Below are 21,620 nucleotides of genomic sequence, written 5' to 3'. Positions count from 1 at the left end.
AGCAGACCATCTGCCTTTCGTGGCCCGGCTGTTGACCTTCGGGTGGGCCGGGATCGTAGAGTCGTCTGCGGCCGGAACCGATCACGATTCGAACGGGCCCGCGGCGCCCGGGGCGGAGTGGCACGGTGAGCGCGGAGTTCAGCCCGGAACGGGCAGGCATGGACAGTGATCTGACGGAGGCGCTGGTGCGCTCCCGCCGGTTCTTCACCCGGGCGGAGGTCTCCGGGGATCTGCGCACCCTGCACCGAAAAGGCGGCCGGCAGGCGGACGAGTTCTACCGGGACCGGTGGTCGCACGACAAGGTGGTGCGCTCCACGCACGGGGTGAACTGCACCGGTTCGTGTTCGTGGAAGGTGTATGTCAAGGACGGCATCATCACGTGGGAGGCACAGCAGACCGACTACCCCTCGGTCGGGCCGGACCGCCCCGAGTACGAGCCGCGCGGCTGCCCCCGCGGCGCCGCGTTCTCCTGGTACACCTACTCACCCACCCGAGTGCGCTACCCGTATGTGCGGGGCGTGCTGTTACAGATGTACCGCGAGGCCAAGCAGCGGCTCGGCGACCCGGTGGCGGCCTGGGCCGACATCGTCTCCGATCCGGAACGCGCCCGCCGTTACAAGCGGGCACGCGGCAAGGGCGGCCTGGTGCGGGCGAGTTGGGACGAGGCGGTGGAGATGGTCGCCGCCGCGCACGTGCACACCGTCAAGGAGTACGGGCCTGACCGGCTGGCCGGGTTCTCGCCGATCCCGGCGATGTCGATGGTCTCGCACGCGGCCGGGGCACGCTTCTACTCACTGCTCGGCGGGGTGATGCTGTCGTTCTACGACTGGTACGCCGACCTTCCGGTGGCCTCGCCGCAGGTGTTCGGTGACCAGACCGACGTACCGGAGTCGGGGGACTGGTGGGACGCCGGCTATCTGATCATGTGGGGGTCCAATCTGCCGGTGACCCGGACCCCGGACGCGCACTGGATGGCCGAGGCGCGTTACCGCGGACAGAAGGTCGTCGCGGTCGCGCCGGACTACGCGGACAACGTGAAGTTCGCCGACGAATGGCTGCCGGCTCAGCCGGGCACCGACGGGGCGCTGGCGATGGCCATGGGGCACGTGATCCTCAAGGAGTTCTTCGTCGACCGGACCACCCCGTACTTCACCGGTTACGTCAAGAAGTACACGGATCTGCCCTTCCTGGTCACGCTCGACGAGGCCGACGACGAACCCGGCACCTACCGGCCCGGGAAGTTCCTGACCGCGGCCGATCTCGGCGGCGAGGCCGCCGCCGAGCACGCGGAGTTCCGTACCGTCCTGCTGGATACGGCCACCGGACAGCCGGTGGTGCCCAACGGCACGCTGGGCGACCGCTACGGCGAAGCCGGGGCCGGAAAATGGAACCTCGACCTCGGCGACACCGACCCGCTGCTGACCGCCGAGGGCGGCGGCGAGACCCCGGTCGCCGTCGACCTGCCCCGCTTCGACACCCTCGACGGTGGTTCCGCCCGGCTGCGGCGGGGGGTGCCGGTGCGCAGGGTCGCCGGGCGGACGGTGACCACGGTGTATGACCTGCTGCTGGCCCAGTACGGGGTGGCCCGCGAGGGTCTGCCCGGCCGGTGGCCGACCTCGTACGAGGACGCCGAGGAGCCGTGCACCCCGGCGTGGCAGGAGGCGATCACCGGCGTGGCGGCGGACAAGGCCGCCCGCATCGGCCGGGAGTTCGCCGCCAACGCCGAGGAGTCCGGCGGCCGTTCGATGATCATCATGGGGGCGGGGACCAACCACTGGTTCCACTCCGACACCATCTACCGCGCCTTCCTGACGCTCACCACGCTGACCGGCTGCCAGGGAGTCAACGGCGGCGGCTGGGCGCACTACGTCGGCCAGGAGAAAGTCCGCCCGATCACCGGCTACTCGGCGATCGCGACGGCCGCCGACTGGAACCGCCCGGCCCGGACCATGATCCAGACCGCGTACTGGTACCTGCACAGCGGCCAGTTCCGCTACGACCCGTTCTCCGCCGACACTCTCGCGGCGGCCGGCGCGGGAGGCCCGTTCGCCGGGAAAACCACCGCGGACGTCATCGCCCAGTCCGCGCGGATGGGCTGGATGCCGTCGTATCCGACCTTCGACCGCAATCCGCTGGACCTGGCCGACGAGGCGGAGCGCGCGGGCCGGCCGGTGGCCGAGCACATCGTGGACGCGCTCAAGGAGGGAAGCCTGCAGTTCGCGGGTGAGGACCCGGACGCGCCGGAGAACTTCCCGCGCGTGCTGACCGTGTGGCGGGCCAACCTGCTGGGCTCGTCGGCGAAGGGAAACGAGTACTTTCTCAAGCACCTGCTCGGCACCGACGCGTCGGTGCGCGCGGTAGAGGCGCCGCCGGACGCCCGCCCCCGGGACGTGGTGTGGCGGGACGAGGCTCCCGAAGGCAAGCTCGACCTGCTGCTGACCCTGGACTTCAGGATGACGAGCACCACGGTCTTCTCCGACGTCGTCCTGCCCGCCGCGACCTGGTACGAGAAGCACGACCTGTCCAGTACGGACATGCACCCCTTCGTGCACGCCTTCAACCCGGCGATCTCCCCGCCCTGGCAGACCCGCACCGACTGGGACGCCTTCCACACCCTCGCCGAGGAGTTCAGCCGCCAGGCCGCAGATCACCTCGGCGTACGCAAGGACGTGGTCGCCGCCCCGCTGCTGCACGACACCCCCGACGAACTCGCCAACCCACGCGGGATCGTGCGCGACTGGAAGGCCGGGGAGTGCGAGCCCGAGCCCGGCCGCACCATGCCCAAGCTGATCACGGTGGAGCGTGACTACGGCGCGGTGGCCGAGAAGATGGGCGCGCTCGGCCCGCTGCTCGACACGCTCGGCGCCACCACCAAGGGCGTCACCTTCGAGCTGGGGCGCGAGCTGGAGTACCTGCGCCACAAGAACGGCACCGTGCGCGGCGGGGCGGCCGACGGGCGCCCGTCGATCGCCCGCGACGTGCACGCCTGCGAGGCGATCCTGACCATGTCGGGCACCACCAACGGCCACCTGGCCACCCAGGGCTTCCACACCTTGGAGGCGCGTACGGGGACCCGGCTCGCCGACCTGGCCGCCGAGCACGAGGGCAAGCAGATCACCTTCGCGGACACCCAGGCAGCGCCCGTCCCGGTCATCACCTCACCGGAGTGGTCCGGCTCGGAGACCGGCGGGCGCCGCTACTCCCCGTTCACCGTCAACGTCGAACGCCTCAAGCCCTGGCACACCCTCACCGGGCGTCAGCACTTCTACCTCGACCACGACTGGATCACCGCGCTCGGCGAGCAACTGCCCGTCTACCGGCCACCGTTGAACATGAACGCCCTGTTCGACGAGCCCCGTGTCGGCGAGACGGGCGAACTCGGCGTGACCGTGCGCTATCTGACCCCGCACAACAAGTGGTCGATCCACTCCGAGTACCAGGACAACCTGTTCATGCTCTCCCTGTCCCGGGGCGGCCCGACGATCTGGATGAGCAAGGAGGACGCGGCGAAGGTCGGCGTGCACGACAACGACTGGATCGAGGCGGTCAACCGCAACGGGGTGGTCGCCGCCCGCGCGGTCGTGTCGCACCGCATGCCGGAAGGCACCGTCTACATGCACCACGCCCAGGACCGCCTCATCGACGTGCCCCGCACCGAGACCACCGGCAGGCGCGGCGGCATCCACAACTCCCTGACCCGCCTGCTGATCAAGCCCAGCCACCTCATCGGCGGATACGCCCAGTTGTCGTACGCCTTCAACTACTTCGGCCCAACAGGCAATCAGCGCGACGAAGTCACCGTCATCCGCCGCCGTGCCGACCAGGAGGTGACGTACTGATGCGCGTCATGGCCCAGATGGCGATGGTGATGAACCTCGACAAGTGCATCGGCTGCCACACCTGCTCGGTGACCTGCAAACAGGCGTGGACCAACCGCACCGGCGTCGAGTACGTGTGGTTCAACAACGTCGAGACCCGCCCCGGCCAGGGTTACCCGCGCCGCTACGAGGACCAGGAGAAGTGGCGCGGCGGCTGGGAGCTGAACAAGCGTGGCCGCCTCGCGCTGAAGGCCGGCGGCCGGTTCAAGAAACTGATCACGATCTTCTCCAACCCGGTCCTGCCCAAGCTCGACGACTACTACGAGCCCTGGACGTACGACTACGAGACCCTCACCAACGCGCCGTTGCAGGAGCACACCCCCGTCGCCCGACCCAAGTCCCTGATCACCGGCAAGGACATGAAGATCGCCTGGTCGGCGAACTGGGACGACGACCTCGGTGGCTCGACCGACCACGGGGACAAGGACGTGCTCCTGAACGAGGTCTCGGAGAAGATCAAGTTCGAGTTCGAGCAGACGTTCATGTTCTACCTGCCGCGCATCTGCGAGCACTGCCTCAACCCGTCCTGCGCCGCCTCCTGCCCCTCCGGTGCCATCTACAAGCGGGAGGAGGACGGCATCGTCCTGGTGGACCAGGACCGCTGCCGCGGCTGGCGGATGTGCGTGACCGGCTGCCCGTACAAGAAGATCTACTTCAACCACCGCACCGGCAAGGCCGAGAAGTGCACCTTCTGCTTCCCCCGCGTGGAGGTCGGCCTGCCCACCGTCTGCTCCGAGACCTGCGTCGGCCGCCTGCGCTACATCGGCCTCGTCCTCTACGACGCCGACAAGGTCCTGGAAGCGGCCTCCACGCCCGACGACACCGGCCTGTACGAAGCCCAGCGCGGCGTCTTCCTCGACCCGGACGACCCCGCGGTCGTGCGGGAGGCGGAGAAGGCGGGCATCCCCCGTGACTGGATCGAAGCCGCCCGGCGTTCCCCGATCCATGCCTTGATCAACACCTACAAGGTGGCGCTGCCGCTGCACCCGGAGTACCGCACCATGCCCATGGTCTGGTACATCCCCCCGCTGTCCCCGGTGGTCGACGCCGTCCGCGACACCGGCCAGGACGCCGAGAACCACCGCAACCTCTTCGCCGCCGTCGACGCCCTGCGCATTCCCGTCGACTACCTCGCCCAGCTGTTCACCGCGGGCGACCCGGCACCGGTGGACGCGGTGCTGCGCCGACTGGCCGCCATGCGCGCCTACATGCGGGACATCAACCTCGGCCGCGAACCCGACGACGCCATCCCCGAGGCGGTCGGCATGAGCGGCGAACAGGTCTACGACATGTACCGGCTGCTGGCCCTCGCCAAGTACGACGAGCGGTACGTCATCCCGCCCGCCCATGCCGAACAGGCCCACAAACTCGAAGAGCTGGCCACCGAGTGCAGCCTCGACTACGACGGCGGCCCCGGCATGGGCGGCTCCGGACCCTTCGGCGAGACCTCCGGCGGCGGCGCCCCCATCGCCGTGGAGAACTTCCACGCCCTGCGTGACCGGCAGACCTCCGACACCCCGGCCGCCCCCACCGACAGGACGACTCGCGTCAACCTCCTCAACTGGGACGGCAAAGGCTCTCCGTCCGGCCTGTTCCCGGAGCAGCCATCCGGCAGCGGCAGCGGTGCCGACGAGAACAGCGGCGGGGAGGACGAACCGAAGTCATGAGAGCCCCGAAGCGGAAGACCGCGCGCACAGTTCGCGTCGAGCCCTGGCACCCCGCCGCCTGGCAGGTCCAGTCCCTGCTGCTCGGCTACCCCGACGAACAGTTCGAGCAGCGCCTGGCACTGGCCGGCCGGGCCGCCACCACCTTGCCCGAAGCGGTCGTCCGGCCACTGCTCCGGTTCACCGCGCACGCCGAGCAGACCACCCCCGCCGACCTGGCCACCGCCTACGTGGCCACCTTCGACCACCGCAAACGCTGCTGCCCCTACCTGACCTACTACGCGCACGGCGACACACGGAATCGAGGCGTCGGCCTGCTCCGACTGAAACAGACCTACGCCGCGGCCGGATGGCGCCTCGCCGACGACGAACTGCCCGACCACCTCTGCGTCGTCCTCGAGTTCGCCGCGACCGACCCCGCCACGGGAGTTCGGCTGCTCACCGAACACCGCGCCGGCCTGGAACTCCTGCGCCTGGCGCTGAGCGAGGAGGGCTCGCCCTGGGCACACGTCCTCGACTCCGTCTCCGCCACGCTGCCCGCCCTCGCCGGCGACGACCGCGAAGCCGTCATGCGCCTGGCGGCCCAGGGCCCGCCCGAGGAACAGGTCGGCCTCGACCCGTATGCCACTCCCGTGTTCCTGCCCGACCCCGTCGTAGGAGGCCCACGATGACCGCGTCCGCGCGATCCGTCACCCTGGCGGTGGAGGCGGGTACCGGCGGCATCCTGCTGTGGGTCGTCCTGCCCTACGTCTGTCTCGCCGTCTTCGTCCTCGGCCACATCTGGCGCTACCGCTACGACAAGTTCGGCTGGACCACTCGCTCCTCCCAGCTTCACGAGAGCCGTCTGCTCCGCATCGGCAGTCCGCTGTTCCACTTCGGCGTCCTCGTCGTGATCCTCGGCCACATCGGCGGCCTGGTCGTCCCCAAGAGCTGGACCGAGGCAGTCGGGATCAGCGAGCACGCCTACCACGTCGGCGCGGTCGTGCTCGGCACGATCGCGGGTGTCGCCACGCTCGGCGGGCTGGCCATCCTGATCTACCGGCGCCGCACCGTCGGCCCGGTCTTCTCCGCCACCACCCGCAACGACAAGGCCATGTACGTCGCGCTGACCCTGACCATCGTGCTCGGGCTCTCCGCCACGGTCGCCGCGAACATCGTCGGGGGCGGCTACGACTACCGCGAGACCATCTCGCCGTGGTTCCGGTCCCTCTTCTACGTCCAACCCGACCCGGACCTGATGACCGGCGCCCCGGTGCTGTTCCAACTGCACGCGATCAGCGCGCTGCTGCTCTTCGCGGCCTGGCCGTTCACCCGGCTCGTCCACATGCTCACCGCGCCGCTGGGCTACCTGACCCGCCCCTACATCGTCTACCGCAGCCGGGACACTCAGCTCGGCGCGCGGCCCCCACGCCGCGGCTGGGAACGCACGGGGTCCTGAGCGGCTGCCCCACCGGCCGACGGTGCCACCGCGCGGTGGCCGGCCGCGGTCCGGACGGCACCGGATCGCAAGGACCTTCGGCCTTCTCCGGGGGCCCGGTGGCCACTGATCGGCGCGCTCCAGGCACAGCAGGATCAGTCGTAGATCGACTCGCCTGCCGCATCGGCCGAAGAGGCCGGAACAAGGAGCGCTCCCATGCCCGCGACCCCGAAAGAACCCGAACACAGCCCCGGGGAAGGGGCGAACCGCCCCTCCGGCACCAAGACCCTGCTCGGACTGCCGGCGGCCACCGCCCTGGTGGTCGGCAGCATCATCGGCACCGGAGTCTTCGCGCTCCCGGCGGCCCTGGCCCCCTACGGGCCGATCTCCCTCGTGGCGTTCGTCGCCGTCACGCTCGGCGCACTGGCCCTGGCCGTGACCTTCGGGGCGCTCTCCAAGCGCGTCCCGGCGAGCGGCGGGCCGTACGTCTACGCCCGTGAGGCGTTCGGGGAGTTCGCCGGATTCCTCAACGCCTGGTCGTACTGGATCACGGCTTGGGCGGGCAACGCGGCGATCGTGGTGGCGTGGGTCGGTTACGTGGAGGTCTTCGTCAACACCGGTCACAGCAAGGCCGGTTCGGTGCTGATCGCTCTGGTGGGCCTGTGGATACCGGCCGCGATCAACCTCACCGGGGTGCGCAACATCGGCGCGTTCCAGGTGATCACCACCGTTCTGAAGTTCATCCCGCTGATCTTCATGGCCAGTGTCGGGCTGCTGTTCATCGACCCGGACAACTTCGGTCCCTTCAACGCCGGCGGCCAGTCCGCGCTCGGCGCGATCTCGGCTGCCGCGGCCATCGCCCTGTTCAGCTACCTCGGACTGGAGGCGGCCTCGGTGGTCGCAGGCCGGGTCCGCGAACCGGGGCGCAACGTGCCCCGGGCCACCGTCTACGGCACCCTCGCCTGCGCGGTGATCTACATCCTGGGCACACTCGCCGTCTTCGGCACCGTCTCGCACGGTGAGCTGGGCGCGTCCACCGCACCGTTCACCGACGCCGCGAACAACATCTTCGGCGGCACCTGGGCGGGCGACGTGGTGGCCGTGGCCGCCGTCATCTCCGGCATCGGCGCCCTGAACGGCTGGACCATGCTCTGTGCGGAGATGCCCCACGCGGCGGCCCGCGACGGACTGTTCCCTGCCGCCTTCGCGAAGCTCCGGGGCGGCAACGACGTCCCCGTCTTCGGGATCGTCGCCTCGACCGTGCTCGCCTCGCTGATCACGGTGTTCAGCTACACACGCTTCGACGACGTCTTCACCAAGATCGTCCTGCTGAACGTGCTCACCGCCGTGATCCCGTACCTGTTCTCCGCCGCCGCCCAGCTCTACTGGCTTCTGGCCGGTGGCCGGGACGGGCTGCGTCCGCGACGGCTGGCCCGGGACGTCACCGTGGCGGCGGTCGCCATGGCCTTCTCCTACTGGTCGATCCAGGGCAGCGGATATCAGACCGTCTACTACGGCCTGTTCGTGCTGCTGCTCGGTCTGCCGGTGTACGGCTGGCTCAAGCGGGACCGCGGGGAGTCCGGCGAGTCCGCGCCCGTGGAGCCGGACAGCACCTCCGGCCGGGCCCCTGTCCCCGGGCCGCGGCCGGTAGAGACGGCGGTGGCGCCTGGTTCCGGTGCCCGCGGCGGCCGGACGGCGGTCATCCATTTCCGCCGGATGAACCGACGTCATCACCGCTGACGAGCACATTCGCTCACACGCGCCGGAACTTCCCCAGCGCTCCCCAGCGCTTCTCCACAACCTCCAGAACTCCTTCAGGAGCAAACGACCATGACTGCCTTTCACGTCGATTCCGAGGTCGGCCGACTCCGCCAGGTCATCCTGCACCGGCCCGGAATCGAGTTGTCCCGCCTGACCCCCCGCAACGTCGACGGGTTGCTGTTCGACGACATCCTGTGGGCCAAGCGTGCCCGTGAGGAGCACGACGCCTTCGCCCAGGCCCTACGCGACCAGGGCATACGCGTCCACTACTTCGCCGACCTGCTGGCCCAGGCACTCGACATCCCCGAAGCCCGCACCTGGCTGCTCGACCGGGTGCTCACACCGGCCACCCTCGGGCCGGCCCTGGCGGAGCCGGTACGACAGCTGTGCGCCGACCTCGACGGCGAGACGCTCGCCGGCCAGCTGATCGGCGGTGTGCTCAAGCACGACCTGCCGCTGGGCTCCCCGCACAGCCTGGTCTGGAACGCCCTGGACGACGAGGACTTCGCCCTCGCCCCGCTGCCCAACCATCTCTTCCCGCGCGACAACTCCTGCTGGATCTACGACCGGCTCTCCGTCAACCCCATGGCCAAACCCGCCCGACGCCGGGAAAGCCTGCACGCGGCGACCATCTACCGCTTCCATCCGATGTTCGCCGGGTCCGACACCACCGCGCTGCTCGGCGATACCACGGCATCGGGAGGCCCGGCCACCCTTGAGGGCGGCGACGTCCACGTCCTGGGCAACGGCACCGTCATGGTCGGCATGGGCGAACGCACCACGGCCCAGGCCGTGGAGACGCTCGCCGCCCGGCTCTTCGCCGACGGCACGGCCCAACGGGTCGTCGCCGTCCAGCTCCCCGCCTCCCGCGCCTACATGCACCTGGACACCGTGCTCACCATGGTGGACCGCGACGCCTTCACCATCTACCCGGGGCTGGCCGACTCCCTGCGCTCCTGGACCCTCGTGCCCAGCACGGACCGGGCCAGTGGCTTCGAGGTCACCGCCAACTCCGACCTCGCCACAGCCCTGGCCGAGGCACTCGACCTGGACAAGGTCCGCATGCTGTCCGCGCCGCAGGACGTGCGCGCGGCCGAGCGCGAACAGTGGGACGACGGCAGCAACTTCCTCGCCGTACGGCCCGGAGTCGTCGTCGGCTACGAACGCAACGTCACGACCAACACCTATCTGCGCAAGCAGGGCATCGAAGTGATCACCATCGCCGGAGCCGAACTCGGCCGCGGCCGGGGCGGACCGCGCTGCATGAGCTGCCCCGTCGAACGTGATCCCGTCACCTGACCGCGACCCGCGAGGACCCGCCATGAGCATCGACCTGCGACACCGCTCCTACCTGAGCGAACTCGACTTCACCGCCGCCGAGATCAGCCACCTGCTGGACCTGGCCGCCGACCTCAAGTCCGCCCGCCGCCTCGGCACCGAACAACAGCTCCTGACCGGACGGCACCTGGCGCTGATCTTCGAGAAGACCTCCACGCGCACCCGCTGCGCCTTCGAGGTGGCCGCCGCCGACCAGGGAGCCGCCACCACCTACCTCGGCCCCGGCGACACCCACCTGGGCAAGAAGGAGTCCGTCGCCGACACCGCCCGCGTCCTCGGCCGGATGTTCGACGCCATCGAGTACCGCGGCTCGGCCCAGTCGGTCGTCACCGACCTGGCCGAACATTCCGGGGTGCCGGTCTACAACGGCCTCAGCGACATCGCCCACCCCACCCAGAGCCTGTGCGACGTGCTCACCATGCGCGAGCACAGCCCCAAGCTCCTGCGGGAGATCAGCTACTGCTACCTCGGCGACGCCCGCAACAACATGGGCAATTCCCTCCTGCCCATGGGCGCCCTGCTCGGCATGGACGTACGGATCGCCACCCCCAGGGCGCTGTGGCCCGAGCCCGGCCTGGTCGCCGCCTGTCGCGCGCTCGCCACCGGCAGCGGAGCCCGTATCACCCTGACCGAGGACGTCGAGGAGGCTGTCCACCAGGCCGACTTCCTGCACACCGACGTCTGGGTCTCCATGGGGGAGTCCGCGGACACCTGGCGGGACAGGGTCGAACTGCTGCTGCCCTACCGGGTCGACGCCCGGACACTGAAGGCCACCGGCAATCCGCACACGAAGTTCATGCACTGCCTGCCGTCCCTGCACGACCGCAGCACCCGCCTGGGACAGCAGCTGTTCGACACCTACGGCCTGGACGGGCTCGAAGTCACCGACGAGGTCTTCTCCTCGCCCGCTTCCCTCGTCTTCGACCAGGCGGAGAACCGGCTGCACACCATCAAGGCCGTACTCGTCGCCACTCTGGAGGACTGAACCATGCGTATCGTCGTCGCGCTCGGCGGCAACGCCCTGCTGCACCGGGGCGAACGGCCGGACGCCGCCGCGCAGCAGGCCAACATCGACCGTGCCGTCACCGCCCTGGCCACCCTCGCCGGCGACAACGAGCTCGTCATCACCCACGGAAACGGCCCCCAGATCGGCCTGCTCGCAGTGGAGAGCGCCGCCGACCCGGCCCTGACCGTCCCGTACCCGCTGGACGTCCTCGGTGCCCAGACCCAGGGCATGATCGGATCGCTGCTCGCCAGGGCGCTGCGCGGGGCGCTGCCGGGACGGCAGGTCGCCGCGCTGGTCACCCACACGGTGGTGCGCGCCGACGACCCCGCCTTCAAGCGGCCCACCAAGTTCGTCGGACAGGTGTACCCGCGCGACGAGGCGCGCGCACTCGCCCGCGAGCGCGGCTGGCACATCGCGAAGGACACGACGGGATGGCGCCGCGTCGTGGCGTCCCCCGCCCCGGAGGCCGTCGTGGAGACCGACACGGTCCAGACGCTGCTGGCCAACGACGCACTGGTCATCTGCGCCGGCGGCGGCGGAGTTCCGGTCACGGCAGACCACGACACCGGTGAACTGACGGGGACCGAAGCCGTCATCGACAAGGACCTCACGGCCGCCCTGCTGGCCGAGGAGCTCAAGGCCGACCTGCTGCTCATCCTCACCGACGTCCCGAACGTGTACGCCGACTTCGGCACCCCGCGGCAGCGGCCCGTGATCGACGTGACCCCCACCGAACTGCGTGGCAGGACCTTTCCCGAAGGCTCGATGAAACCCAAGATCGAGGCCGCGGCCCAATTCGTCGAAAGGACGGGTTGCCTGGCCGCGATCGGGGCCCTCGACGCCGCGTATGCCATCGCCCACGGGAACTCGGGGACTCTGGTCCGCCCTGAACTGGCCATCGGGTGAACGCTGTTCGTCCGTGAACGGAGGGTGGCGCGGACCGGTGGCGGGCCCGGGACCGTCGGCATGCGGGCAGGGACCAGTGGCCCCTGCTGTCACGCCCGAGTGGGACGGAGACTTGGGGCATTCCCTGAAGGAGGCCCCTATGACCCGCACTGTCACCGCCGGACTCGACGGCACACCGGAGAGCCTGGCAGCCGCCGACTGGGCTGCCCGCGAGGCTCTGCTCCGCGGCCTGCCCCTTCGTCTGGTGAACGCCTGGGAGTGGCAGCTTCCCGCCTGCGCACCGGCGTCCGGCCTCAGCGTGCCGGCCCTGCCCGGTGATCAGCAGCGTGCCGGGGCACGGCGTCTTCTCGACGAGGCGCGATCACGCCTCACACGAAGCCACCCCGGCCTGCGGATCGAGGCCGACGCGATCTCGGGGCCGCCCGTCCCCGCCTTGCTGAAAGCCGCGGAGGACGCAGACCTGCTGGTACTGGGGTCCCGTGGGCTGGGCAGGCTCACCGGGTTCCTGGTGGGCTCCGTCGCTCTTTCCGTCCTGGCCGGTGGCGAGGGGCCCATGGTCCTGGTGCGGGCCGACGAGCACACCGAGGGCGGACGCCTTCGGGATGCCTCGCCAAGTGGCCCCTCCACGGCTGCCGTTCAGGGGGAGGTCGTCCTCGGTCTCGACCTGCAGGAGCCCAGCGACCAGGTGATCGAGTTCGCGTTCGACGCCGCGCGCCGACGCGGGACCGAGCTGCGAGTCGTCCACGGCTGGACGCTACCGCCCTACTACTACGGCGGTGATCTGATGCCGGAGGTGAACGTCGAGATGACCGCGCGAGTTCAGCGCGGGCTGGACGACGTGCTCCAGCCCTGGCAGCGGAAGTTCCCCACCGTCGAGGTGCGGACGCAGGCCACGGTGGGCGGTGCGGGTCCCCACCTGATCGAGGCTTCGCGCGACGCGGCGCTGGTGGTCGTCGGGCGGCACGTCCGGCGGGCGGTGGTCGGCACGCACATCGGACCGGTGACCCAAGCGCTGCTGCACCACGCCGCCGCTCCGGTAGCGGTGGTTCCGCACCATTGACCGACGGGTGACCGGGGGAGGCGAGGCCACGGCCGCAGGGCCCGTACTGGAACAACCGCCACACCATCACAGGGGCGCCGTCCGAAGCGGACGGGCAGTCGACCGCGGCGCTCGGGCCGGTCGGGCCGGCACCGCGGTCGGCCCGTCACTCGCCGGTGTCCAGGACCTCTTGCACGCCGCGGCGCGGCGTGACGGGGCCCTCGGGGCCGTACCCCAGCCGGATCACCATCTGCGTGTGACCGCGTCGGCCATCACTGGGCAGACGGTCCAGCCGTCCGCGCAGATCGGCCCACTCCAGCGCCTGGTGCAGGAGCGACGACCGCACGCCGTGCGCGGTCGCCACCAGCAGTACCCGCTCCAGCGCCTGACCGGCCCTCAGCCAGTCAGTCCGCCGGTCATGGGCGGTACGGAGCACCGCGAGCGCGGGCTGCGTCTCGTACGGTCGCGCGGGCAGCACCACCGGGTGCCGGTGGGCAGCGAAGTCCCGCATCGGAACGCGGTCCAGGGCGTCCTGCGGGCTCAGCGCCGCAGCGGTCAGACCCAGTGAGGCGGGATGCGGCGCGCTCGTCCAGCGGCGGCTCTCGGTCGCCCGGTCGGCGTCCATCCGGTTGCGGTCCTCCGCCACCCACGTCGTGCGCAGAACCTGGCCGGCTTCCCGGGGATCCGGGAACTGGAGCCAGGCCCCTTCGGTGTGGGCCGCCTCGGTCAGCTCCGTGAGCAGGCCCGGGGGCAACGGCCGGTCGGAGAAGGGGAAGCGGCTGCTGTGCCGACGCCACAGCGCCTCGTACAGACCGGGTGCCGCGGAGGCCCGGGAGCTGTCGGCCAGTCGTACGGAAGCGAGCAGGTCGGGCTTTTCAGGGCGGGGGAGCAGCCGGGTAACCGGTTCCCAGCCGAAATGGGCAGCCGCCACCCGCAGGTTGAAGACCGCGCAGCCCACGGACAGTTGCACGCCGCGCCCCGTGGGGTCGGTGTGCCTCAGTCCCCGGTCCGTCGCGGCGTGGATCAGCACCGTGCGGGTCTCCACATCGAGCCGAAACCGCCAGGGCTGGGTGTTGTGCAGGGACGGCGCGGCGACCGCCGCACCGATCAGTTTCTCCAGTACGGGCACGTCGAGCGTCGTGAGACTCATCGGAACTCCTCCCCGTCCACGCCCAGAGGGGTGCTTGGCCGGTCGATACCTCCCCAAGCTGCTCCCGACGGACGGAAGCGCGCGAGGGGCCGGACGGCCCCGCCTCGCTCCCGACGGTCCCGTCTGTCGGCAAAGGACTGAACGGCCCCCGCGCCGACGGACGTTCAGCCCGTGGCCGTGGACCATCCGCACCCGGTGGCGGCCCGCCGTCGGACGGGAGAGTGACTGCTGTCAGAAACCGACCGGCCCGCCCCCGAAAGGATCACCACCATGGCCGTGCACCAGCACACGAACCGGAACAACAGTTTCCACATGCCCTCGTTCCGCAGGAACCACGTCGCCCCCGCACCCGGCTCCGCCGCGGCGGCACACACCGACACACACGCCGCCCGCGCCTACATCTTCGCCTCGGCCCGCGTCCTGATGGGCTTCGTCTTCCTGTGGGCCTTCCTCGACAAGACCTTCGGTTTCGGCTATGCCACCCAGTCAGGCAAGGGCTGGGTCGACGGTGGCTCGCCCACCGAGGGCTTCCTCGGCCATGTCGCCGTCGGGCCGATGGAATCCACCTTCCACTCGTGGGCAGGGGCCGCCTGGGCGGACTGGTTGTTCATGCTCGGTCTGCTCGGAATCGGTCTCGCGCTGACGGCCGGGGTGGCCCTGCGCCTGACGGCGCTGGCGGGCACCGTGATGATGGCGCTGATGTGGGTGGCCGAGTGGCCACCGGCCCAGCACCTGTCGGATGGCTCGCCGAGCATGTCGACCAACCCGTTCGCCGACTACCACCTCGTCTACGCCGTGCTGCTCGTCGCCCTCGCCGCCGCCTCCGCCGGAGACACCCTGGGCCTCGGCCGGCTGTGGGCCCGGCTCCCGATAGTCCGCGATCACGGGTGGCTGCGCTGAACGTCACCGACGCGGTGGGTCCGCCCAGCGGCCCACCGCGTCGCCCGGCCGAAAGGGCCGGTCGGCTCCCATCCGGGACCAGCGGCCCCTGCACCGGGAGATCGCCGAACGACAAGCTCGAAGCAGCACACACACACCACAGGAGGTGGGCTCAATGCCCGGCACGATCATCGTAGGGCTCGACGGCTCCACCGAGAGCCTGGCCGCTGCCGAATGGGCCGCACGCGAGGCGGCGCTCCGCAACGCCGCGGTGGAGCTGGTTCAGGTGTGGGAGCCGGTGCCCGAACCGATGGCCCAAGCCCCCCTGCTGGGCGCCGAGACCCACCATCACTGGACCGGACGCGTCCCCCGCGAAGCCGCCGACGGTCTGCGCCGGCGTCACCCCGGCGTCGAGGTGACCGCCACACAGCGCACCGGAGCCCCGGCCACGAACCTCCTGGAAGCGGCACGTGAAGCGGAACTTCTGGTTCTCGGTTCGCGCGCGCTGAGCGGCATCGCCGGATTCCTGATCGGGTCCGTCGGCCAGGCCGTCGTCGCTCGCACCGAGGTGCCCGTGATCCTCGTACGAGCGGGTGAACAAGCCGCCGACGAACACGTCGCCGACCCGGCCGGCGTTCCATCGGCCGCCACCGCCTTCCGGCCCGTGGTCCTGGGTCTGGACACCCGCAGTCCCGATGAGACCGTGATCGGCTTCGCTTTCGAGGAGGCACGCCGCCGCCAGGCTCCGCTGACCGCCCTCCAAGCCTGGTACCCGCCGTCCTCCTATGCGTACAGCCTGGCGGCCGGTTACGACCCCAGCGAGGACATCGCCCGCGAGCACGCCGCCGCGCTCACCGAGGCGCTGCGTCCGTGGCGGGAGAAGTACCCGGATGTCGAGGTGACCGGGGTGTCCCGTCTCGGCAACCCCGCCGACCAACTGGTGGACGCCTCCCACGACGCCTCACTGGTCGTCGTCGGCCGCCGCGTGCGCCGCAATCCGCTGGGCGTGCACATCGGGGCGGTCGCCCACGCGGTCATGCACCACGCCACCGCCCCCGTCGCCGTCGTCGCGCACAGCTGACCGGCACGGCCGACCGCACACGCACAAGGAGAGACATCATGAAGGCCGCAGTCGTACGGGAACTCGGCGCACCCCTGGTCATCGAGGAGCGCCCCGACCCCGAGCCCGGTCCCGGACAGGTCCGTGTCCGTGTCGAGGCGTCAGGCCTCTGCCACACCGACATCCACGCCGCACACGGCGACTGGCCGGTCAAGCCGACCCCGCCGTTCGTCCCCGGCCACGAGGGTGTCGGCCTCGTCGAGAAGCTCGGCGACGGCGTCACCCACCTCTCGGTGGGGCAGCGAGTGGCCGTGCCCTGGCTCGGCAAGGCGTGCGGGCGCTGCGAGCACTGCCTGTCCGGCTGGGAGACCCTGTGCGAGAGCCAGGTCAACACCGGCTACGGCTGCGACGGCGGGTACGCGGAGAAGATGCTCGCCTGGGCGGACTACGCCCAGGTGGTGCCCGCCGGCGTGAGTGCCCTCGACGCCGCCCCGCTGACCTGCGCGGGCGTCACCACGTACAAGGCCCTGAAGGTGGCCGAGGTCCGGCCCGCCCAGCTCGTCGCGATATCGGGCGTCGGCGGACTGGGCCACCTGGCGGTGCAGTACGCGAAGATCGCCGGCGCCACCGTCGCCGCCATCGACGTCACCGACGACAAGCTCGCACTCGCCCGCGAACTGGGGGCCGACATCGTCATCGACGCCCGCACCCAGGACGTCGGCACCGAGCTGAAGCGGCACGGCGGCGCCCACGCCGCGCTCGCCCTCGCCGTCAGTCCGGCCGCCTTCGAAGCCGTCAACTCCGGTCTCAGGCGCGGCGGGAAGCTCGTGATGGTCGCCCTGCCACCGCACGGCACCATCCAGGTCCCCATCTACGACACCGTGCTCAACGGAACCTCGGTTATCGGTTCCATCGTCGGCACCCGCCAGGACCTCGCCGAGGTCTTCCGGCTGCACGCGGACGGCCGTACGAAGGTCATCCGGGAGTCCCGTCCGCTCACCGCGGTCAACGAATCCATCGATGAGGTCCTGAGCGGGCAGGTCAAGGCCCGTATCGTCTTCGACCTCGGCACGGAAGGCTGAAGAACCATGTCGCTTCCCCTGGTCGTCGGCGTCGACGGCTCCGAATCCAGCCTGCGGGCCGTCGACTGGGCGGCCGACGAGGCCGCGCTGCGCCGGGCGCCCCTGCATGTGGTCTACGCCTCCCGGTGGGAGCGGTACGAGGGCGCCGCGCTCGCCCGGGAACTCGGCGAGCCGTCCGCGCAGGTGAGCCCCGAGGAGATCGTGCGCGTCGCCGCGCGGCGGGCTCGTGGCCGGGCGGACCTCGCGGTCACGACCGCGGTCGTGACGGAGGAAGCCGAGTACGTCCTGATCCACGAGAGCCGCAACGCCTCGGCCGTGGTCGTGGGCACGCGAGGGCGTGGGGCGCTCGCCGACGCCCTGCTCGGCTCCGTCAGCCTGTCCGTGGCCACCCACGCCCACTGCCCGGTCGTCGTGGTCCGGGGCGATCGGGACGACCGGACCGCCGGCCGACTGTCCGCCCCCGTGGTCCTCGGCGTGACCGACGGGCCGACGCCCGCGGTGCGGTTCGCCTACGAGGAGGCACGGCTGCACGCGGTCCCGGTGGAGGCCGTACGGGCCTGGCGGTGCCCCTCGCACGAGACGGCCGACCACCCGCTGCTCGCGGGCCAGCCGGAGCGCCTGCACGAGGACCGCGCCGTCGAGCAACTGGAGGCGGCTCTCGCTGACGCCCCGCCCGACGTGAAGCTGCGGCGGCGCACCACCGAGGGCCCGGCCGGCAAGGTGCTGCTGGCCGCCTCCCACGAGGCCGGTCTGCTGGTCATCGGCCGCCGCCACCCGAAACACCTGGGACCCCATCTGGGGCGGGTCGCGCATCGCCTCCTGCACCACGCCGCATGCCCTGTGGCGATCGTGCCCGACGCCGTGTGACAGCGGCGTCCGCACACGCACCACGCGCACAGCGAAACGACCTGCGGGAGGCGTCCGGAGGGGGCCGGGATCACCCGGCCCCCTCCGACTGCTCCCTGGGCGCACAGGAACGCCCCACGTTCAGGCGGCCGGTCGGCCGAACCGGGAAGACGCAGATCTGCCAGGCGCGCGTGAAGTCGGCGAGGTCCTCGAAGGTCGCGGCAGTCCGATGGCCACGAGGGTGTGGTCACCACGGGCTTGGAGCCCGGGCATCCCCCGGGAGGTGTGATGCCGCCGTGCCGCACAAGCGGTGGCCGCTGCTGCACGGGCGTGCAGGCCGAGCGGTCGGCACGACGGTGTCCCGGGGGTTCGACGTGCAGGCCGCCCGTGCGGCTCGACGTTGTGGCCGACGGGCCGGCGCCCTGGCGGCCGTGGACTTGCGGGTCAGTGACACGGCGGCACTCCCGATGATCCGGAGCCGGTCGGCTCTCCTCGCTGAATGGAGGCCACCTCAAGGTGGGCCGACGTGATGCGGTCCAGCCGCCCCGGTCTCCTCGGACCGAAGCGGCTGGACCTGCCGTGCCTTTCCGGACGGGGTCACCTCGCCCCGTCCGGAAAGGCCACCCTCAGCCGTGGTACGCCGCGCGCATGATCCCCTGCATGTCGTCCAGCATCGGCATCCGCGGGTTGGCGGGCGCGCACTGGTCCTCGTAGGCGTTGAGAGCCTGCCGCGGAAGGGCGTCCAGGTAGGAACGCTCATCGACGCCCAGCGCCCGGAACGTCGGCTCGATGCCGACAGCGTCCCGGAGCTGTTCGACAGCCCGTGCGAGCGATTCCACGCCTTCGGCCGGGGTGGTGGCGGGCAGGCCGAGGGTGCGGGCGATGTCCTGGAAGCGCTCGGGGGCGCGGTAACTCTCGTACTTGGGCCAGCCCGTCAGCTTCGTCGGAACGGTCCCGTTGTAGCGGATGACGTGCGGCAGCAGGATCGCGTTGGTGCGCCCGTGGGCGACATGGAAGGTGGCGCCGAGGGTGTGGGACATGGCGTGGACGATGCCGAGGAAGGCGTTGCCGAAGGCCATGCCCGCGATGGTGCCGGCATTGTGCATCTTCTCCCGTGCCTCCGGCGCTCCGTCGCGGTCGGTCACCGCCGCCTCGATGTTGCCGAAGACGAGACGGATCGCGTGCAGGGCGAGGCCGTCGGTGAAGTCGTTGGCGTAGACGGAGACGTACGCCTCGATGGCGTGGGTGAGGGCGTCGAAGCCGCTGTCGGCGGCGAGCTCCGGGGGCAGCGCGGTGGTGAGCAGCGGGTCGACGATGGCCACGCTCGGCGTGAGTGCGTAGTCGGCCAGCGGGTACTTCTTGCCGGTCGCCGGGTCGGAGATGACGGCGAACGGGGTGACTTCCGCACCGGTGCCGGAGGTCGTGGGAACGCAGACCAGACGGGCCAGCTTGCCCAGCGTCGGGAAGCGGAAGGCGCGCTTGCGGATGTCGGAGAACTTCTGTCGCATGTCGGCGAAGTCGATGTCCGGCTGCTCGTACAGCAGCCACATGACCTTGGCGGCGTCCATGGGGGAGCCGCCGCCGAGCGCGATGATCGTGTCGGGGCGGAACTCCCGCATCAAGCGGGCGCCTTCCTCGACGGAGTTGATGCTGGGCTCGGGCTGGACGTTGTCGATGATCTGGAGGATGACCGGTTCGCGGCGCTGTTGCAGGACACGGCTGATCCGGTCGACGAACCCCAGGCGGGTCATCGTGGCGTCGGTGACGATCGTGACGCGGTGGACGTCCGGCATGGAGGTCAGGTAGCGGATGGCCTGCGGCTCGAAGTAGATTTTCGGTGGGACCTTGAACCACTGGAGGTTGTTGCGGCGGGTGGAGACCCGCTTGATGTTCAGCAGCTGGGCGGCGGAGACGTTGTTCGACACCGACGTGCTGCCCCAGGAACCGCAGCCCAGTGTGAGCGAGGGCAGCAGGCCGTTGTAGATTCCGCCGATCGCCCCCTGAGAGGACGGGGCGTTGACGATGACACGTACCGTCTTCATCCGCTTGCCGTACGCCTCCGCCAGGGCGCGGTCCTCGGTGTGGATGACCGAGCTGTGGCCCTGGCCGTGGAAGGCGACCATGTCGGCCGCCAGGTCGAAACCGAGGCGCTCGTCCTCGGCACGCAGCACGGCCAGGACCGGGCAGAGCTTCTCGCGCGTCAACGGCTCGTCCGCGCCGACCCGTTCGGCCTCGACGAGGATGAGGGAGGTGCCGGCGGGCACGGCGAAGCCCGCCTGCTCGGCGATCCACTCCGGGCTCTGTCCGACGGCGGCGGCGTTGACCTTCGGCTCGCAGCCCGCGCCGGAGCCGCCGGACGCGGGGAAGAGGAATGTCTCCAGTCTCGCCTTCTCCTCGGCGGTCGCGAGGTGGGCGTGGAGGCCACGGAACTCGGCGAGGGCCGCGTCGTAGATGTCGGCGTCGAGGATGACGGCCTGCTCGGAGGCGCAGATCATCCCGTTGTCGAACGACTTCGACAGGACCAGGTCGTTGACGGCCCGGCGCAGCTTCGCGCTCCGGTGCACATAGGCGGGGACGTTGCCGGCACCGACCCCGAGGGCCGGCTTGCCCGCCGAATAGGCCGCCTTCACCATGGCGTTGCCGCCGGTGGCGAGGATCAGCGAGACGCCGGGGTGCCGCATCAGGGTGCTGGTCGCCTCGACCGACGGGGCTTCGATCCACTGTACGCAGTGCTCCGGCGCGCCCGCGGCGACGGCCGCGTCACGGACGACGCGCGCCGCCTCGGCGCTGCACCGCTGGGCTGCGGGGTGGAAGGCGAACACGACCGGGTTACGGGTCTTCAGTGCCAGCAGGGCCTTGAAGATCGTGGTGGAGGTCGGGTTGGTGACGGGGGTGACCGCGGCCACCACGCCCACCGGCTCAGCGATCTCGATCATGTCCTCGATGTCGTCGCGGGCTATGACCCCGACGGTCTTCATGTGGCCCATGCTGTGCGTGACGTGCTCGCACGCGAACATGTTCTTGGCCGCCTTGTCCTCGAAGACCCCGCGTCCGGTCTCCTCGACCGCCAAGCGGGCCAAGCCGGTGTGCTGGTCCAGGGCCGCGACCGACGCCTTCTTCACGATGTGGTCGATCTGCTCCTGGGTCAGGGACTCGTAGTCGTCGAGCGCCTTCAGACCGGCCGTGACCAGTTGGTTCACGGCGACCGCGGTGTCGGACGGAAACTCTGGGCCGGCCGTGGCGCGGGTCCGCGCGTCCTGTCGGGTCATGGTGGTCTGCCTCCGTCGTCAAGGGCCGCCATGCGAGTGCGGCGGCGCTGAAGCGGGAGCGGTTTCGCGGGGAAGCCGCTTCCTTCGACCACTCTCACGCCTGGGCCATGCCGGGCGCGGGCGCCGAAGGACCCCTTCCGGGCCCGCACGGCCCGCGCGGGCGGGGCCTGTTGTCCCCGGACAGCCAGGTCTGTCGGCCCCCGGGGCGCGACGGCCCGAGGAGCGCGCGGCCCCGCGGGACCGGCGGCGGCGAGCCGTACACGAGTCGTAGACTCGCGGTCGTCAGGCCGTCACCACCCCCGACGACGCCCTCGGGCCGCCACAT

Annotated in this window: 15 protein-coding genes; 13 read left to right on the top strand and 2 right to left on the bottom strand. The window is 70.7% G+C overall.

Annotated elements, in window-relative coordinates:
• The first annotated feature begins 158 nt into the window (after positions 1–158).
• The 9 genes from ACWFRU_RS29180 (at position 159) to ACWFRU_RS29140 (ending at position 13,030) form a co-directional block, all read left to right on the top strand.
• Positions 159–3,839, top strand: coding sequence for a nitrate reductase subunit alpha (locus ACWFRU_RS29180; RefSeq protein ID WP_453691097.1), 3,681 nt, complete (start codon positions 159–161; stop codon positions 3,837–3,839).
• Entirely contained in the window at positions 3,839–5,545 is a 1,707-nt protein-coding gene (gene narH / locus ACWFRU_RS29175; RefSeq protein ID WP_453691096.1) for a nitrate reductase subunit beta, read from the top strand. Before ACWFRU_RS29180 ends, narH begins: the two co-directional genes overlap by 1 nt.
• Positions 5,542–6,213: a nitrate reductase molybdenum cofactor assembly chaperone gene (gene narJ, locus ACWFRU_RS29170; protein ID WP_453691095.1), complete on the top strand. Its 672-nt coding sequence runs from the start codon at positions 5,542–5,544 to the stop codon at positions 6,211–6,213. The genes narH and narJ overlap by 4 nt, the downstream gene beginning before the upstream one ends.
• A complete protein-coding gene (narI, locus tag ACWFRU_RS29165) occupies positions 6,210–6,980 on the top strand; it encodes a respiratory nitrate reductase subunit gamma (protein ID WP_453691094.1) in 771 nt (256 codons plus the stop codon). The genes narJ and narI overlap by 4 nt, the downstream gene beginning before the upstream one ends.
• Before the next feature lie 297 nt (positions 6,981–7,277).
• Positions 7,278–8,699, top strand: coding sequence for an APC family permease (locus ACWFRU_RS29160; RefSeq protein WP_453691191.1), 1,422 nt, complete (start codon positions 7,278–7,280; stop codon positions 8,697–8,699).
• Between the two features lie 90 nt (positions 8,700–8,789).
• On the top strand, positions 8,790–10,019 hold the full coding sequence (locus ACWFRU_RS29155) for an arginine deiminase (protein ID WP_453691093.1): 1,230 nt from the start codon (positions 8,790–8,792) through the stop codon (positions 10,017–10,019).
• Positions 10,020–10,041: 22 nt separating this feature from the next.
• The gene (gene argF, locus ACWFRU_RS29150) at positions 10,042–11,043 is read left to right on the top strand and encodes an ornithine carbamoyltransferase (protein WP_453691092.1); all 1,002 of its coding nucleotides are present in this window, start codon (positions 10,042–10,044) and stop codon (positions 11,041–11,043) included.
• A 3-nt stretch (positions 11,044–11,046) separates the two neighbouring features.
• On the top strand, positions 11,047–11,970 hold the full coding sequence (locus tag ACWFRU_RS29145; RefSeq protein ID WP_453691091.1) for a carbamate kinase: 924 nt from the start codon (positions 11,047–11,049) through the stop codon (positions 11,968–11,970).
• A 139-nt stretch (positions 11,971–12,109) separates the two neighbouring features.
• Positions 12,110–13,030 carry a universal stress protein gene (locus ACWFRU_RS29140; protein ID WP_453691090.1) on the top strand — a complete coding sequence of 307 codons (921 nt, stop codon included), beginning with the start codon at positions 12,110–12,112 and terminating at the stop codon, positions 13,028–13,030.
• A gap of 145 nt (positions 13,031–13,175) precedes the next feature.
• On the opposite strand, the gene ACWFRU_RS29135 is transcribed toward ACWFRU_RS29140, so the two are convergent.
• On the bottom strand, positions 13,176–14,159 hold the full coding sequence (locus ACWFRU_RS29135) for an Acg family FMN-binding oxidoreductase (RefSeq protein WP_453691089.1): 984 nt from the start codon (positions 14,157–14,159) through the stop codon (positions 13,176–13,178).
• 270 nt (positions 14,160–14,429) lie between these two features.
• Here ACWFRU_RS29135 and ACWFRU_RS29130 point away from each other — a divergent pair, with 270 nt between their 5' ends.
• From ACWFRU_RS29130 to ACWFRU_RS29115, 4 genes are all read left to right on the top strand, one after another.
• On the top strand, positions 14,430–15,059 hold the full coding sequence (locus ACWFRU_RS29130) for a hypothetical protein (protein ID WP_453691088.1): 630 nt from the start codon (positions 14,430–14,432) through the stop codon (positions 15,057–15,059).
• 154 nt (positions 15,060–15,213) lie between these two features.
• Positions 15,214–16,119 (top strand): universal stress protein, encoded by a 906-nt coding sequence (locus tag ACWFRU_RS29125; RefSeq protein WP_453691087.1) that lies wholly within the window; start codon positions 15,214–15,216, stop codon positions 16,117–16,119.
• A 38-nt stretch (positions 16,120–16,157) separates the two neighbouring features.
• Positions 16,158–17,180, top strand: coding sequence for an alcohol dehydrogenase AdhP (gene adhP / locus ACWFRU_RS29120; protein WP_453691086.1), 1,023 nt, complete (start codon positions 16,158–16,160; stop codon positions 17,178–17,180).
• 6 nt (positions 17,181–17,186) lie between these two features.
• Entirely contained in the window at positions 17,187–18,047 is an 861-nt protein-coding gene (locus ACWFRU_RS29115) for a universal stress protein (RefSeq protein ID WP_453691085.1), read from the top strand.
• A gap of 605 nt (positions 18,048–18,652) precedes the next feature.
• Here the strand turns inward: ACWFRU_RS29115 and adhE are convergent.
• Positions 18,653–21,295 (bottom strand): bifunctional acetaldehyde-CoA/alcohol dehydrogenase, encoded by a 2,643-nt coding sequence (adhE, locus tag ACWFRU_RS29110; RefSeq protein ID WP_453691084.1) that lies wholly within the window; start codon positions 21,293–21,295, stop codon positions 18,653–18,655.
• Between the last annotated feature and the right edge of the window lie 325 nt (positions 21,296–21,620).

The sequence above is a fragment of the Streptomyces sp. NPDC055099 genome (assembly GCF_053607685.1).
Note: the sequence above shows the minus strand (reverse complement) of the source record. Positions and strands in the feature narration are given on the sequence as shown.

Bases quoted from the DNA above. Each gene is read 5' to 3' on its own strand.
- ACWFRU_RS29115 (WP_453691085.1), top strand. From the start codon at position 17,187: ATGTCGCTTCCCCTGGTCGTCGGCGTCGACGGCTCCGAATCCAGCCTG.
- ACWFRU_RS29135 (WP_453691089.1), bottom strand. From the start codon at position 14,159: ATGAGTCTCACGACGCTCGACGTGCCCGTACTGGAGAAACTGATCGGT.
- ACWFRU_RS29180 (WP_453691097.1), top strand. From the start codon at position 159: ATGGACAGTGATCTGACGGAGGCGCTGGTGCGCTCCCGCCGGTTCTTC.
- adhP (WP_453691086.1), top strand. From the start codon at position 16,158: ATGAAGGCCGCAGTCGTACGGGAACTCGGCGCACCCCTGGTCATCGAG.
- ACWFRU_RS29140 (WP_453691090.1), top strand. From the start codon at position 12,110: ATGACCCGCACTGTCACCGCCGGACTCGACGGCACACCGGAGAGCCTG.
- argF (WP_453691092.1), top strand. From the start codon at position 10,042: ATGAGCATCGACCTGCGACACCGCTCCTACCTGAGCGAACTCGACTTC.
- narI (WP_453691094.1), top strand. From the start codon at position 6,210: ATGACCGCGTCCGCGCGATCCGTCACCCTGGCGGTGGAGGCGGGTACC.
- narJ (WP_453691095.1), top strand. From the start codon at position 5,542: ATGAGAGCCCCGAAGCGGAAGACCGCGCGCACAGTTCGCGTCGAGCCC.
- narH (WP_453691096.1), top strand. From the start codon at position 3,839: ATGCGCGTCATGGCCCAGATGGCGATGGTGATGAACCTCGACAAGTGC.
- ACWFRU_RS29125 (WP_453691087.1), top strand. From the start codon at position 15,214: ATGCCCGGCACGATCATCGTAGGGCTCGACGGCTCCACCGAGAGCCTG.
- ACWFRU_RS29145 (WP_453691091.1), top strand. From the start codon at position 11,047: ATGCGTATCGTCGTCGCGCTCGGCGGCAACGCCCTGCTGCACCGGGGC.
- adhE (WP_453691084.1), bottom strand. From the start codon at position 21,295: ATGACCCGACAGGACGCGCGGACCCGCGCCACGGCCGGCCCAGAGTTT.
- ACWFRU_RS29155 (WP_453691093.1), top strand. From the start codon at position 8,790: ATGACTGCCTTTCACGTCGATTCCGAGGTCGGCCGACTCCGCCAGGTC.
- ACWFRU_RS29130 (WP_453691088.1), top strand. From the start codon at position 14,430: ATGGCCGTGCACCAGCACACGAACCGGAACAACAGTTTCCACATGCCC.